General features: G+C 71.7%; 12 protein-coding genes. 4 read left to right on the top strand and 8 right to left on the bottom strand.

All coding sequences use genetic code 11. The features are described from left to right. Both ACQ5SO_RS08930 and ACQ5SO_RS08925 read left to right on the top strand, forming a co-directional pair. Positions 1-960: an ABC transporter permease gene (locus ACQ5SO_RS08930; protein WP_430941245.1), complete on the top strand. Its 960-nt coding sequence runs from the start codon at positions 1-3 to the stop codon at positions 958-960. Then, positions 960-2,663 carry an ABC transporter ATP-binding protein gene (locus ACQ5SO_RS08925; protein WP_430941244.1) on the top strand — a complete coding sequence of 568 codons (1,704 nt, stop codon included), beginning with the start codon at positions 960-962 and terminating at the stop codon, positions 2,661-2,663. Before ACQ5SO_RS08930 ends, ACQ5SO_RS08925 begins: the two co-directional genes overlap by 1 nt. A 6-nt stretch (positions 2,664-2,669) precedes the next feature. Here the strand turns inward: ACQ5SO_RS08925 and ACQ5SO_RS08920 are convergent, their stop codons facing one another. Together ACQ5SO_RS08920 and ACQ5SO_RS08915 are read right to left on the bottom strand one after the other, a co-directional pair. Next, positions 2,670-3,431 (bottom strand): hypothetical protein, encoded by a 762-nt coding sequence (locus tag ACQ5SO_RS08920; protein WP_430941243.1) that lies wholly within the window; start codon positions 3,429-3,431, stop codon positions 2,670-2,672. Between the two features lie 173 nt (positions 3,432-3,604). Beyond that, positions 3,605-4,300, bottom strand: coding sequence for a cyclic nucleotide-binding domain-containing protein (locus tag ACQ5SO_RS08915; RefSeq protein WP_430941242.1), 696 nt, complete (start codon positions 4,298-4,300; stop codon positions 3,605-3,607). A 146-nt stretch (positions 4,301-4,446) separates the two neighbouring features. Between ACQ5SO_RS08915 and ACQ5SO_RS08910 the strand changes: the two genes are divergently transcribed. After that, positions 4,447-5,454, top strand: coding sequence for a delta-class carbonic anhydrase (locus ACQ5SO_RS08910; RefSeq protein WP_430941241.1), 1,008 nt, complete (start codon positions 4,447-4,449; stop codon positions 5,452-5,454). Between the two features lie 39 nt (positions 5,455-5,493). Here the strand turns inward: ACQ5SO_RS08910 and ACQ5SO_RS08905 are convergent, their stop codons facing one another. The 6 genes from ACQ5SO_RS08905 to ACQ5SO_RS08880 all read right to left on the bottom strand — a co-directional run bounded on the left by ACQ5SO_RS08905 (position 5,494) and on the right by ACQ5SO_RS08880 (position 12,481). Next, complete coding sequence (locus ACQ5SO_RS08905; protein WP_430941240.1) at positions 5,494-6,168, bottom strand: hypothetical protein; 675 nt, start codon at positions 6,166-6,168, stop codon at positions 5,494-5,496. Between the two features lie 113 nt (positions 6,169-6,281). Further along, complete coding sequence (locus ACQ5SO_RS08900) at positions 6,282-7,364, bottom strand: P-loop NTPase (RefSeq protein WP_430941239.1); 1,083 nt, start codon at positions 7,362-7,364, stop codon at positions 6,282-6,284. 481 nt (positions 7,365-7,845) lie between these two features. Beyond that, on the bottom strand, positions 7,846-8,628 hold the full coding sequence (xth, locus tag ACQ5SO_RS08895) for an exodeoxyribonuclease III (RefSeq protein ID WP_430941238.1): 783 nt from the start codon (positions 8,626-8,628) through the stop codon (positions 7,846-7,848). Positions 8,629-8,691: 63 nt separating this feature from the next. Then, the gene (locus ACQ5SO_RS08890; RefSeq protein WP_430941237.1) at positions 8,692-9,072 is read right to left on the bottom strand and encodes a YigZ family protein; all 381 of its coding nucleotides are present in this window, start codon (positions 9,070-9,072) and stop codon (positions 8,692-8,694) included. Next, positions 9,069-11,156: a DNA helicase RecQ gene (gene recQ, locus ACQ5SO_RS08885; RefSeq protein WP_430941236.1), complete on the bottom strand. Its 2,088-nt coding sequence runs from the start codon at positions 11,154-11,156 to the stop codon at positions 9,069-9,071. Before recQ ends, ACQ5SO_RS08890 begins: the two co-directional genes overlap by 4 nt. Positions 11,157-11,599: 443 nt before the next feature. Beyond that, positions 11,600-12,481: a DUF6473 family protein gene (locus ACQ5SO_RS08880; RefSeq protein ID WP_430941235.1), complete on the bottom strand. Its 882-nt coding sequence runs from the start codon at positions 12,479-12,481 to the stop codon at positions 11,600-11,602. 285 nt (positions 12,482-12,766) lie between these two features. Here ACQ5SO_RS08880 and ACQ5SO_RS08875 point away from each other — a divergent pair, with 285 nt between their 5' ends. Further along, positions 12,767-13,642: a 3-hydroxybutyryl-CoA dehydrogenase gene (locus ACQ5SO_RS08875; protein WP_430941234.1), complete on the top strand. Its 876-nt coding sequence runs from the start codon at positions 12,767-12,769 to the stop codon at positions 13,640-13,642. The last annotated feature ends 163 nt before the right edge of the window (positions 13,643-13,805 follow it).

Here is a 13,805-nt window from a genome sequence, read left to right as displayed (position 1 = left end):
ATGCTTGGCGCCAGACCCTCGTCCGAAACCGATCCCCATGCAGGCCGCCGCGGCTGGTTCGGCCGGCTGCTCGACAGCGACGTCGCGTGGTCCTTCTTCACCACGCCGGCGGCGATGATCTCGGCCTTCATCGCGCTTTCGATGATCGCGGCGAGCTTCCTCGCCCCCTGGATCGCGCCGACGGACCCGTTCGACCCGGCCTCGATCAGCCTCTGGGACGGCAAGCTGCCGCCGAGCTTCGTGGAGGGCGGGGACGAGCGGTTCCTGCTCGGCACCGACGACCAGGGGCGGGACGTGCTCTCGACCATCCTCTATGGCGGGCGGCTGTCGATCCTCGTCGGGCTGGCCGCCGTGTGCCTTGGCATGACCCTCGGCGTCGCGCTTGGGGTGATCGCGGGCTATCTCGGCGGCGCCTGGGACGCGGTGATCATGCGCATCGCCGATGTGCAGCTGACCATCCCCGGCATCCTGACCGCCATCCTGATCAACGGCATCGCCCGCAGCGCCCTGCCGCCCGAGAGCCGGGACGCCCTCGCCGTCTATGTCGTGATCTTCGCCATCGGCCTGACCGACTGGCCGCAATTCGCCCGCGTCACCCGCGGCGCGGCGCTGGTCGAGGCGCAGAAGGAATACGTGCAGGCGGCCCGCGTGATCGGCCTGCCGTCCTGGCTGATCATGCTGCGCCATGTCCTTCCGAACGTGCTGCGGCCCGTGCTGGTGCTGGCCACCATCGGCCTTGCGCTGGCGATCATCGCCGAGGCGACGCTCTCCTTCCTCGGGCAGGGCATCCCGCCGACCACGCCGTCGCTCGGCACCCTCATCCGCGTCGGGAACGACTTCCTGTTCTCCGGCCTGTGGTGGATCACCCTGTTCCCGGCCATCGCGCTCGTGGTCCTCGTCTTCGCAGTGAACCTGCTGGGCGACTGGATGCGCGACGCCCTCAATCCGAAGCTTCGCTGATGCTGCTGTCGATCAAGGACCTCGAGGTCGAATTCCCCACCCGCCGCGGCGTCATTCGCGCGGCCAAGGGGGTGTCGTTGCAGGTGGCGCCGGGGGAGATCCTGGGGCTGGTCGGGGAATCCGGGGCGGGCAAATCCACCATCGGATCCGCCATCATCGATCTGCTGGAGCCGCCGGGCCGCGTGGCGGGCGGAGAGATCATCTTCGAAGGCCAGTCGATCCGCGGCAAGACCGAGGACGAGATGCGCCGGATCCGCGGCGACCGGATCGGGATGATCTTCCAGGACCCGCAGACCTCGCTCAACCCGCTGCTGACGGTGGGCGAGCAGCTGGTGGAGACGATCCAGAAGACCCTCGGCATCCGCGAGCGCGAGGCGAAGGCCCGCGCGGTGGAGCTGCTGGAGCAGGTCGGCATCTCGGAGGCCGAGGCGCGGCTGAAGGCCTATCCGCACCAGTTCTCGGGCGGGATGCGGCAGCGCGTGGTGATCGCGCTGGCGCTGGCCGGGGACCCGGACCTGATCATCGCGGATGAGCCGACGACCGCGCTCGACGTCTCGATCCAGGCGCAGATCCTCGACCTCATCAAGCGGCTGTGCAAGGAGCGCAACGCGGGCTGCATCATCGTCACCCACGACATCGGCGTGATCGCCGAGATCGCCGACCGCGTCTGCGTGATGTATCGCGGCGAGGTGGTGGAGACCGGCGACGTGGCCCAGGTGCTCGGCGCCCCGCGGCATGAGTATACGAAATCGCTGATCGCCGCCGTGCCGCGCCCGGACAAGCGCCTGCACCGGTTCGCCTCCGTCGACTATATCGAGGGCGGGGCGGCCGAGGCCAAGCGGATCGACATCCGCACCCACTGGCTGGGCGAGGGCGAGCGGCCCGAAAGCTCGGGCACGCCTGCGGTGGAGGTCGAGGCGCTGAACCTGAGCTTCGCGCTGACCAAGGCGATCCTGCCCAAGAACCGCAAGCGGCTGCAGGCGGTCAAGGACGCCAATTTCGCCATCGCGCCGGGGGAAAGCTTCGGGCTGGTGGGGGAATCTGGGTCCGGCAAGTCCACCGTCGCGCGGATGATCGCGGGCCTCTACACCCCCGACAGCGGCGCGATCCGCATCAACGGGGTGGACGTGACCGGCACCAGGCGCGATGCGCGCATCACGGCCGCGCGCCGGGCGCTGCAGATGATCTTCCAGGACCCGTACAGCTCGCTCAACGGGCGGATGCGGGTGCAGGACATCGTGGCCGAGCCGATGCGCTTCTTCAAACTCACGACATCCGAGGCCGAGACCCGGCGCATCGTCGGCGACCTTCTCGACCACGTGGGCCTCGGCGCCGCGGCGGCGAAACGTTACCCGCACGAGTTCTCGGGCGGGCAGCGGCAGCGCATCTCCATCGCCCGGGCGCTCGCCTCGCGCCCGCGGATCCTGATCTGCGACGAGCCGACCTCGGCCCTCGACGTGTCGGTGCAGGCCACCATCCTCAACCTTCTGCGCGATCTGCAGGAGGAGCTGGGCCTGACCATGCTCTTCATCTCCCACGACCTGCCGGTGATCCGGCAGATGTGCGACCGGGTGGCGGTGATGCGCCACGGGGAGATCTGCGAGATCGCGCCGACCGAGCAGCTGTTCGAGGCGCCGGGGCACGAGTACACGCGCAGCCTGCTGAGCCTGATGCCCCGGGCCGACATGCTGCAGGCGGTGTAGGGGGCTTTACCCCGACCCGCCCGCGCCGGTTCCCCAGGCCGGGCCGTCCACGTGCTGCAGCCCCGCGTCCCGGCGCGGGGCGGGCGGGACCGGGCGGGCGGGGCGCGGCGCCTGCTCGACCATCCGCGCGGCCATGTCATGGGCCAGCTCGGCCTCCAGCGCCTCGCCCAGTTCGGGGTCCGCGGCGACGGCCTCGCGCAGCGCCGCGCGCGGCCAGGCCACGAAATGCGCCCCCGCGGGCAGGTGCACCTCGGCGGTGGCGGGCGCGTCGTTCAGCCAGCTCAGCGCGCCGACGAAACAGGGCGCGAGCCGGTCATGCTGCACCGTTCCATGCGCCACCCGCGGGTTCCCGGACAGCGCCAGCCACAGCGCGTCGGGCCGCCGCCCGGGGGCGGTCAGCAGCGCCTCGTGCGCCGTCGACCCGGCATGGGCGAGGCGCATCAGCGCGGCGAACTGCGCGTCGGTGACATGGGGCAGGGCGGCGCGGGCGGCCCGGGCCTCGGGGACATGCGGCGCCTCGGCCGGGGGCGCGGCGCCGGCCGCCAGCTTGCCGCGGATCGACAGGCCCAGCCCGGCGAGGCCGAGCGCCAGCGCCGCGTCCGCCAGCCCGGTCGGGGCGGCGGGGTCCAGCGCCCGGAAGCCGAGCGCGACGGTCGCCGCCGCGGCCAGCGCCAGCCGCAGCGTGCAACGCCCGCGCCCGAAGGCGCCCAGCGCGGCGATGCCGAGCGCGAGCGCCTCGTACGGGGCGGAGACGAGGTCCTGCCACATGGGACCCTCCCGGTATGTCGGTGGATCCGCCGACGGTCACGGGCGCCGCGGCGGTCCTGGTTAATGCGACCAGTGAACGCCGGTTTCGCGTGAAAGCAACCGAAACCGCCGCGGCCGGGCGTCCCGGCGCACGGGGGCGGCGGCGTTCAACCCCCGCGGGACCTGGGCGCGGATCAGACCGCCGCGGCCGCCGGGCGGGCGCCCTCGGCCTGGTGCGAGCGGGCGACCTTGCGGGCCATGTCCATGCCGATCATCGCGTGCATCGCCTCCTCCAGCCGCGGCCTGCGGCCCAACCTGCGGCGCAGCGCGGACCGGTCCCAGCTGACGCAGCGCGCCCCCGGCGGCAGGGTCACCGTCGCCGTGGCGGGACCGCCGAGCATCCAGCTCACCTCGCCCACGAAGACCTGCGGGTCGATGGTGAAGCGCTTTCCGTCCTTCTCCACCCCCGCGCGGCCCTCGATGATCCACCACAGCCGCTCGGGGCGCTCGCCCTGGCGGGTCAGGGTGATCTCCTCGCGCGTCTCCATCGTCTCGCCCATCCGCACCAGGCGGCGCAGCAGCCCCGGCTCCACCGGCCCGAGCACGGAGAGCATCGCCCGCTCGTCCTCGCGCATCCCGAGGGCCAGGCGGCTGAGCAGGAGGGTCCCGAGCCCGTACAGATTCGCCGTCACGATCAACATGCTGCCGAAAGCGGCGTCCCATTGCGGCGTGGCCTGCCCGGTCATGTAGTACATGATGTAGCAAAAGGACCCGGCCAGGATCGACACGCGCAGGTGCACCTGGTTTCGAAGCAGAAGTCCCGTGATGTACAGCGCGATCGCGAGGCGAACGAACAGTCGTGGGTCATCAATTGCAATGTATTCAATCATTCAATTCGGCTCCTTCGCGCGGGGCGTGCGAAAACTGCACGGCGTCGCGCCGGACGTCGCCAAGGCGGCGCGGCGTACGGTTAAGGCAATGCAAACATTTTCCTGACACCAATCCAAACATGAACTTCGAACGCCCGAGGCCCCCCATGTCGTCGTCCGTCCCGCGCGCCGCGCCGCGCCTTCTTTTCATCGCCGCCCTGGCGGCGCTGTCGGCGCCGTCATCCGCGGGCGCCCGCGCCGCCGAACCGGTGATGCGCCCGCCCGTCGCCCGCCCGTCCCCGGCGCCCGCCCAGGACCCGGCGACGGCGGAGGGCGGGGCCGGGGTGACGGTGATCGCCGCGGCCGGCGGCCACGGGGCGGAGAAGCCCGCCGCAGGCGGCCACGGCGCCGGGCAGGGGGCCCACGACGCGGCCGCCGCGCCGGCGGGCGGCCCGCGCCTGTGCCAGGGTTTCGGGCCGCAGACGCCGCGCGACATCGCCGTGGGCTGGGGGCGAAACACGCGGCGTTTCAACATGGCCCCGCCCTCGACGGCCATGAACCTGTGCAACATCCATTTCCACACCCAGGCCGAGCACAAGGGCCCGGGCTTCAACATCTACGCGGGCACCGGCGCTCACGGCGGCTGGCAGTGCAACGCGACGCCGACCCTGACGGCGGCGGAGCTGCGCGACCCGACGGATGGCAAGGGCGCCTGCGGCGGGTTGATGCCGGGCGACACGGTGGAGGTGCACTGGGTGCATTCAAGCTGCGACGTGGCCCCGGGGGCGGGGCTGGGCTCGTGCTCCAACGACGCCTGCGTGAACCCGCAGCTGCGGGTGGAAAGCCAGGTCTTCCTTGTGGTGAACGATCCCTCGGCGATGGATTTCGCGGATTTCAGCGAGTCGCCGAAGATGATCGGCGGGTTCCAGCAGCCCAAGGCGCTGCCGAGCTCGACGGGCGAGCCGGTGGAGTTCCTCGGCTCCACCACGGGCACGAGCTATGACAACCAGATCTGCTCGCCCTACCAGGTGACCTGGTCGGTGCGCCCGCAATGCGCGCGGCTCGACATCTCCTCGCTGCACCGCTGGTGCGAGGGGAATTCGAGCCGCGAGGACCACGCCCACGGCGTGCGCCAGCTGGTGACGGCGCCGGAGCTTCTGGCGCCCATCGAGTGAGGGCGAGGGCGGGCGCGGGGGCAGGCCCCGCGCGCGGCCTCAGCCCCGGCGGCGCCAGGCGGCGAGGCCGAGCGCCGAGAGCAGCAGCGCGGCGGCGGGCGGCGCCGGCACGTCGGCGATGACGGTTTCGGAGAAGCGCAGGAGGGTTTCCTGGGTGCCGTCGCCCTCGAAGGCCGGTTCGATGTACTGGCTGACGATGGCGCTGGCGGTCGTCGCCTCGAAGCTGCGGATGGCGCGGAGTTCGGCCATGGCCTCCGTCAGGACGTTCGGGTCCAGGAAATGCGGCGCGGTGGGATAGAGCGAGATGCCGTTACGCAGGGCGATGGGCATGTCGGGCGTCGGCGCATCCTGGTCGATCAGCACTCTGCCGCCGAGATTGGTTGCAGTCGGGGAGTAAAAGCTCAGCCGCGTCATGCCGGTGATCGAAAGGCTGGCGCCCGAGGTCAGGCCCCGAAAGACCATCTGCGCCGCCGGGTCGTCGAAGCGGCCATGCGCGGAGCTCGTCGCGGTGTCGGGCAGCGTCTCGTCGAAGGTCAGCTCGAAGCGGATCGACTCCCCCTCGAGAAACTGCGCCGTAAGGGGCAAGCGGTCGGGCCAGACCCGCTCCACCGGCGTGAAGATGAAGCTGACCACCGCCGCCTGCGCCGGGGCGGCGGCGACGAGAGCGGCGGCGAGGGCGCAGGCGGCGCCGAGGACGGGCAGGCGGCAAGGCATGGGCAAGTCTCCCCCAGAGGACTGTTCATGTCCTCCGAAGGGTCCGCCGCCTTCGCAGTTGCAGCAAGCCCGCCGGGGCGGTTTTCACGCCGCCCTGACGCTTTAAGCCCGGATCAGACGGTCCCGGCCTCGACCAGCTGCGCGGCCAGCGCCTTGAACGCCGCGGCCTGGGGGCTGTCCGGGGCGGCGGCGACCACCGGGGTCCCGCCGTCTCCGGCAAGGCGAATCGCCAGGTCCATCGGGATCTCCCCGAGGAACGGGATCCCCGCCCGCGCCGCCTCGGCCTTGGCGCCGCCCTGGCCGAAGGGATGCGCCTCGCCGCCGCAATGGGGGCAGATGAAGGCGCTCATGTTCTCGATCATTCCCAGGATCGGGGCCTCGAGCTTGCGGAACATCGCGATGCCCTTGCGCACGTCGGCCAGCGCCACGTCCTGCGGGGTCGACACGATGATGGCGCCCGCGAGGTCGAACTTCTGGCAGAGCGAGAGCTGCACGTCGCCGGTGCCCGGCGGCAGGTCGATGACCAGCACGTCGAGCGCGCCCCAGGCCACCTGCGTCATCATCTGCTGCAGCGCGCCCATCAGCATCGGCCCGCGCCAGATCACCGCCTCGTCCTCGGGGAGCATCAGGCCGATGGACATCATGGTGACGCCGTGCGCGGTGAGCGGCTTGATGATCTTGCCGTCCGAGGTGGGGCGCTCGGACACGCCCATCATCTTCGGTTGGCTGGGGCCGTGGATGTCCGCATCCAGCAGGCCGACCGTCTTGCCCGCCTGCGCCAGCGCGACGGCGAGGTTCGAGGAGACGGTGGACTTGCCCACGCCGCCCTTGGCCGAGGAGACGGCGATGATGGTCTTCACGCCGGGGATGTTGCGCTCGGCCTGCGGCTTGGGGTGGCCGCCGATCTTCAGCGAGGGCGCGGGTTTTTCCGGCGCGGCGGCGGGGGCGGGGCCATGGGCGGTGAGGATGGCGGTGGCCTTCTCGACCCCCGGCAGGGCGCCGACGGCGGCCTCGGCGGCGGCGGTCACGGATTGCAGCGTCGGGGCGCGCTCGGCCGGAACCTCGAGGATGAAGCGCGCGGTCCCGGCGTCGAATTGCGGGGCGCGCAGCCAGTCGAGGGCGACGAGGTCCTTGCCGGTGACGGGGTCGATGACGCGGGACAGCGCCTTGCGGATGTCGTCTTGGGTGATGCTCATGGCCGCTCTCCGTGTTGCGGGGGGAGAGGTATTGCGAGGGGGGCGGGGAGGCAAGGGGTGGCGGGGGCTGCCGCCCCCGGAGCCCCCGCTCGAGGGGGCGGGGCCCCCTCGAACTCCCCCGATGCGCGTCTGTTGCGCCCGGGATGGGAAAGGCGGTGCGGGGGGCAGGCGTTGGGATCCTGCTGAGAAGCGCCTGAGGGAGACGGGCTCCCTCAGGTCGCAATTACGAGGATTGGTCGGGCTTCGGCCGCGTCAAGGACAAGCCCGCTGCGGGGGTCGCTGCGCGATCCTTGACCCGGCCTGCGCCCTCGCGCGCGCTGCGGGCGGAGGCCCGTCGATCCGCAGGTCTATCCGAAGGCAGGCGCCACGGCGGCATCGGCGCGCAACGCAGTCTGCGGAGGGAGGGGGTGTGGGGGAGGGAGGCATGCATGCCTCCTTCCCCCACGTCCTTGGCGACCGGCCCCCGGCCGGGCGCAACGCCTCAGAGCTTCAGGTCCACCCAGATCGGCACGTGATCCGACGGCTTCTCGCCGCCGCGGATGGCGGCGTCGATGCCCATGTCCTGCACCCGGTCGGCGGCCTGGGGCGACAGGAGAAGGTGGTCGATGCGGATGCCGTTGTTCCGCTGCCAGGCCCCGGCCTGGTAATCCCAGAACGTGTAGTCGCCGGGCACGGGATGCCGGTCGCGCCAGGCTTCCGTCCAGCCCTGGTGCAGGATGCGGCGGAAGGCGGCGCGGCTCTCGGGGCGGAAGAGCGCGTCGTCGACCCAGGCCTCGGGCTTCGCGGCGTCGCCGGCCTGGGGGATGATGTTGTAATCCCCGGCCATCACCGCGATCTCTTCCGCGGCGATCAGCTCCGCCGCCCGCACCCGCATCCGCTCCATCCAGGCCAGCTTGTAGTCGTATTTCGGCCCCGGCGCCGGGTTGCCGTTGGGCAGGTACAGCCCGCAGATCCGCACCGCGGCCTCGTCGCCGCTGATCGTCGCCTCGATCCAGCGGGCCTGCTCGTCCTCCTCGTCGCCGGGCAGGCCGCGCGTCACGTCCTCGATCGGGAAGCGCGAGAGGATGGCGACGCCGTTGAAGCTCTTCTGTCCGTGGGTTTCGAGGTTGTAGCCCGCGTCCTCGATGGCCTCGCGCGGGAACAGATGGTCCTGGGACTTGATCTCCTGCAGGCACACCACGTCGGGCTTCGCGGCGGAGAGCCAGTCCAGCAGGGCGGGCAGGCGGGCCTTGATGCCGTTGATGTTGAAGCTGGCGATCTTCATGGGGGCCTCCGGTCGGGTCAGGCGGGCAGGGTAGCGGGCGGCGCGGGGAAGGGCGAGGGCGGTTCAGCCGAGCGCGTCGAGATAGACCCGCACGGCGTCCTGCACGTGGCGGAAGCGGTCGCCGCCGAGATGCTTGCCGCCATACCAGCGGGTGACGCAGACGATGTGGCCTTCCAGCCCCGCGCGCTCGAGCATCCGCAGGATGACCATCCCGGCGCCGCTTTCGCCATCGTCGTTCTTCACCGGGCCGTCCGCGCCGATATAGGCGAAGGTGTTGTGCGTGGCCTTGGCGAATTTCTTCTTGCGGGTCAGGGCCTTGATGAAGGCCTTGGCGTCCGCCTCGCCCGTGCAGGGGGCGCCCGAGACGGCGTAGCGCGAGCCGCGGTCCACGGCCACGTTCTCGATGATGCGCGGCTCCGGTTTGGAGGGTTTCGGCGCGCTCATCCCTCGTGCTCGCCGATCAGGCGCAGGAATTCCTCGCCGAAGCGCTCGGCCTTGGCCTCGCCCACGCCGGGGATGCGGGCGAGCGCTTCGAAGCTGCCGGGCTTCGCCTCGACGATCTTCTCGATGGTGGGGTTGGAGCAGGACAGCGGCTTGCCGGTCCCGTCCAGCCCCCGCGCCAGCGCCACCTGCGCGGCGCGAAGGGCGTCATACAATGCGCCGTCCCCGCGGGCGGCGGCGCGCAGGCGGCCCTTCGGCTCCTCCATCGGGGTCTCGCCGTTGATCTCGGCGAGGAAGGCGGCGCCGTAGAGCTCGAGCTTCTTGGCGCCGACGCCGTTGCACTGGGCGAGGGCGTCGAGCGTCGCGGGTCTCGATGCCGCCATGTCGATCAGCGTGCGGTCGACGAAGACGATATAGGGCGGCACGCCCTGGTCCTCGGCCAGCTTGCGGCGCAGCCCGCGCAGGCGGTTGAAGAGGGGCTCATCCTCCTCCGACAGCATGGCGGGGGCGGCGGCGCGGCCGGCGCCCTTGGCCGCCGCCGCGCGCTTGATCACGTCGCGGCGCAGCTGCAGCTTGCGCTCGCCGCGCAGCACCGGGCGGGCCTCGTCCGTCAGCATCCAGCCGAGCTTCTCGGTGACCTTCACCAGCCCCAGCCCGTGCAGCTGGCGGAAGATCGCCTTCCACTCGGCGGCCGAGCGCTCCTGGCCGATGCCCCAGACCGACAGGCTCTCGTGCCCGAACTTGCGCGACTTGTCGTCGGATTCGCCGCGCAGCACCTTGATGATGTGCCCGGCGCCGAACATCTCGCCCGTCCGGTAGACGGCCGAGAGCGCCTTCTGCGCCGGTTCGGTGCCGTCGAACAGGTCCGGGGGCGACTTGCAGATGTCGCAGTTGTTGCAGGGGCCGTCATAGTCGTCGCCGAAATATTTCAGCAGCACCTGGCGGCGGCACTGGTGCGCCTCGGCGAGGTGGATCAGCGCGTCGAGCCGCTCGTAATCCGCCTGCTTGCGCTCGCGCGGGGAGGGGCTTTCGTCGATCTGCGCCCGGCGCAGGCGGAAATCGTCGTCGCCATAGAGGGTGAGCGTGTCGGCGGGCGCGCCGTCGCGGCCCGCGCGGCCGATCTCCTGGTAATAGGCCTCGACCGATTTCGGGAGGTCCGCATGGGCGACCCAGCGGATGTCGGGCTTGTCGACGCCCATGCCGAAGGCGACGGTGGCGCAGATCACCAGGTCGTCCTCGCGCTGGAAACGGTCCTGGACGTGGGAGCGGGTCTCGGCCTCCAGCCCCGCGTGGTAGGCGAGCGCGGGGATCCCGGCCTGGGAGAGGGCCTGGGCCAGCACCTCGGTCTTGTTGCGCGAATTGCAGTAGACGATGCCCGCGCGGCCCTTGCGCGCCTTCACGAAGCTCATCAGCTGGGCGCGGGGCGAGGATTTGGGCTCGAAGGACAGGTACAGGTTCGGGCGGTCGAAGCCGCGCAGGAAGGTCTCGGGCGCAGCAACGGGAAACAGGCGGCGGCAGATCTCCTCGCGGGTTTCTTCGTCGGCGGTGGCGGTGAAGGCGGCGACCTGCACGCCGCCGAGCGCGTCGCGCAGCTCTCCGATCCGCAGGTAATCGGGGCGGAAGTCGTGGCCCCACTGGGAGACGCAATGCGCCTCGTCCACCGCGATCAGGTCGACCCCCGCGCGGCGCAGCATGCCGCCAGCGTAAGGCAGCCGCTCGGGCGCGAGGTAGAGGAGGCGCAGGGCCCCGGCGGCGAGGTCCTCGTGGATGCGCTGGTTTTCCTCGGGCGAGTTTGCGGAGGTGAGGGCCCCGGCGCAGACGCCCGCCTGGCGCAGGCCCTCGACCTGGTCGCGCATCAGGGCGATGAGCGGCGAGATGACGACGGTGAGCCCGCCGCGCGCGAGGGCGGGGAGCTGGTAGCACAGGGATTTGCCGCCGCCCGTGGGCATGATCGCGAGCGCGTCGCGGCCCGCGAGGATCGCCTCGACGATCTCCTGCTGGCCGGGGCGGAAGCCGTCGAAGCCGAAGACGTCGCGCAGGATGGCCAGGAGGTCGTCGGCGGCGGCGGGGGCGGCTTGGTCGGTCATGGGCGGCGGGGATTCCCGGGCTGTTGGGCGTCGCGCGGGACCGTAGCCGAGCGGGCGCGCCGAGGCCATGGGGCGCGCGCGATTTGGCGCCGCTGCGGGGGGCGGGCGGTGAATTCGGGGCGGGGAAGTCGGGGCGTGGATGTCGGGGCGTGGATGTCGGGGGGACCAGTCCCCCCGATGCCCCCCGGGCAGGGGGTGACCCCCTGCACCCCCTCTTGTTTGGGGGTGGGGTCGGCTGACATTGCGAGGGGGCGTCCGGGCTTGGGGAGCGCAAGGCCCCCGCGCCGCCCGGCCCCGCCGCGCGGATGCGCTTGCGGGGACGGGGGCGCAGGCGCGGCGGCGCCGGACCGAGGGCGCCGGGCCTGGGGCGCAGGGCCGAGGGTGCGGGTGCGGGTCCGGGGGCGCGGGTCCGGGGGCGCGGGGAGGGAGGCCCCCCGGGCCCGTCAGGTCAGCAGCGGCGCGGTGGCGCGCTGGGCGGCCTCGGCGATGCGTTCATGCATCGCGTCGGTGGGCGCCGCCCTGGGGCGGCCGCCATCGGCGGGGCGCTCGAACACGATCTCGGCGTAGCCGGCCGAGAAGGGCAGCACCGCCTCCACCATGCCTTGCGTCACCGCCTCGGGGGGCAGGGTGCGCGGGCGGGCGGGGTCGGGGCGCAGGTCCTCGGACGGGCGGCGATGGCCGAACCAGAGCAGCGTCACCGGCGCCTCGATGGCTTCGAGCAGCGCGCGGGTGCGGGCGACCCAGGCGGCGCGGGCCTCCTCCTCGACCAGGGCGAAGCGGTCGGGGTCATGGGCGTGCAGCGCGTCCATCAGCTTGCCGACCAGCTGGAACTCCTCCAGCCGGACGTCGTGGTACAGCTCCCTCATGTGGTCGGAGACGCCGCGCAGGCGGCGGTTGTAGCGCCGCCCGACGGAATAGTAGCGGTTCGACAGGTTCCAGGCCCCGCACAGCTCCATCACGCAGTGCGCGGCGCCGTCGCAGGCGTCCAGCACCCCGCTGTCGGCGAGGAAGAAGCCGGGCCCGGCGCCCTCGACCCCGAAATTCACCACCTGGAAGTCGAGCCGCCGGCCCAGCCGTTCGGGCCAGGGCGCGTCGGCGCCGCGGCCGAAGCTGCGCTCGCCCCCGATGCAGGCGATATAGGGGATGTTGGGATCGGGGGGCGCGCCGCGATAGAGGCGCTGGCGGCGGCCGAAGCGGAAGCTCGGCCGGCCCTCGGGCAGGGGGGCGTCGCCCTCGGGCCCGTCGCCATGCGACTCGGGCGCGGCGGCCTGCGCGCGCGCGCCGTCCCGCGGCCCGCGTCGGCGTCCATCCTTCGTCTGGTTCATTCCCGCACCTTCCGCGCCATGCGCTTGTCCCAACCCGGGCGCGACTGTGCCCCGCCGCGGTTGCGACGAGGTTAATCGGGGCGATCCGGGGGCGATCCGGAGGGGAGGGCGGAGCGCCGCGGGGCGGGCCGGGGCGAAGCGGCGCGGGCGTTCCCGCTTGCACCCCGTGCGCGCGGGGATTTACCTTCAGGCGCCCGCCGCGCCGCGCCCGATCATTCGGGGCCGCAGGGGGCGGGGACGAGATGCGCCGCCCGAAGCGGCAGGCGCCGGGCAGCGAGGGTTTCGATGAGCATCAGGACGGTGGGCGTGATCGGCGCGGGGCAGATGGGCAACGGCATTGCGCATGTCTTCGCCCTGGCCGGGTACGAGGTGCAGCTGCACGACGTGAAGGAAGAGGCGATCGACGCCGCGATCGCCAAGATCGACAAGAACATGGACCGCCAGGTCGGCAAGGGCGCGATCGACCCGGCCGAGAAGGCCGCCGCCATCGGCCGCATTCACAAGGCGGTCGACATCGCCGCCTGCGGCGCCACCGACCTGGTGATCGAGGCGGCGACCGAGAACGAGGCGGTGAAGGTCAAGATCTTCGAGGCGGTGGCCCCGCATCTTCTGCCGAACACGATCCTGACCTCGAACACCTCCTCGATCTCCATCACCCGGCTCGCGTCCGGCACCGACCGGCCCGAGCGGTTCATGGGCTTCCACTTCATGAACCCCGTGCCGCTGATGCAGCTGGTGGAGCTGATCCGCGGCATCGCCACGGACAAGGAGACCTACGACACCCTGCTCGAGGTGGTGAACAATCTCGGCAAGACCGCCGCCTCGGCCGAGGATTTCCCCGCCTTCATCGTCAACCGCATCCTGCTGCCGATGATCAACGAGGCGGTCTACACCCTCTATGAAGGCGTCGGCACGGTGGAGAGCATCGACATGGCCATGCGCCTCGGGGCCAACCACCCGATGGGGCCGCTGCAGCTGGCGGATTTCATCGGCCTCGACGTGTGTCTCGCGATCATGAACGTGCTGCACGAGGGGCTTGCGGACACCAAGTACCGGCCCTGTCCGCTGCTGGTGAAATATGTCGAGGCCGGCTGGCTCGGGCGCAAGACCGGGCGCGGCTTCTACGACTACCGCGGCGACACGCCCCGGCCGACGCGCTGACGTTGCGTCGCCCGCGCCCCGCCCCGGCGGGGCCGCGTGACACAATCACGAACTTGCATGAGAGGCCGTTTCCATATCGGAGACGGTCTTTCGCGTGTCGCCATCTATGTGAGCGGCCCGGAAAGCCCTACCTGTGATCTCGAACAGTCGTTCGCAGACACAA

This window comes from Rhodovulum sp. DZ06, from assembly GCF_050586345.1.
In the GTDB taxonomy this organism is placed as follows: Bacteria; Pseudomonadota; Alphaproteobacteria; order Rhodobacterales; family Rhodobacteraceae; genus JBOCEF01.
This window is presented reverse-complemented; position numbering and strand designations above follow the sequence as displayed.

Coding starts and splice junctions, on each gene's coding strand:
- ACQ5SO_RS08875 (WP_430941234.1), top strand. CDS start 12,767: ATGAGCATCAGGACGGTGGGCGTGATCGGCGCGGGGCAGATGGGCAAC.
- ACQ5SO_RS08915 (WP_430941242.1), bottom strand. CDS start 4,300: ATGATTGAATACATTGCAATTGATGACCCACGACTGTTCGTTCGCCTC.
- ACQ5SO_RS08880 (WP_430941235.1), bottom strand. CDS start 12,481: ATGAACCAGACGAAGGATGGACGCCGACGCGGGCCGCGGGACGGCGCG.
- ACQ5SO_RS08925 (WP_430941244.1), top strand. CDS start 960: ATGCTGCTGTCGATCAAGGACCTCGAGGTCGAATTCCCCACCCGCCGC.
- ACQ5SO_RS08930 (WP_430941245.1), top strand. CDS start 1: ATGCTTGGCGCCAGACCCTCGTCCGAAACCGATCCCCATGCAGGCCGC.
- ACQ5SO_RS08890 (WP_430941237.1), bottom strand. CDS start 9,072: ATGAGCGCGCCGAAACCCTCCAAACCGGAGCCGCGCATCATCGAGAAC.
- recQ (WP_430941236.1), bottom strand. CDS start 11,156: ATGACCGACCAAGCCGCCCCCGCCGCCGCCGACGACCTCCTGGCCATC.
- ACQ5SO_RS08905 (WP_430941240.1), bottom strand. CDS start 6,168: ATGCCTTGCCGCCTGCCCGTCCTCGGCGCCGCCTGCGCCCTCGCCGCC.
- ACQ5SO_RS08920 (WP_430941243.1), bottom strand. CDS start 3,431: ATGTGGCAGGACCTCGTCTCCGCCCCGTACGAGGCGCTCGCGCTCGGC.
- xth (WP_430941238.1), bottom strand. CDS start 8,628: ATGAAGATCGCCAGCTTCAACATCAACGGCATCAAGGCCCGCCTGCCC.
- ACQ5SO_RS08900 (WP_430941239.1), bottom strand. CDS start 7,364: ATGAGCATCACCCAAGACGACATCCGCAAGGCGCTGTCCCGCGTCATC.
- ACQ5SO_RS08910 (WP_430941241.1), top strand. CDS start 4,447: ATGTCGTCGTCCGTCCCGCGCGCCGCGCCGCGCCTTCTTTTCATCGCC.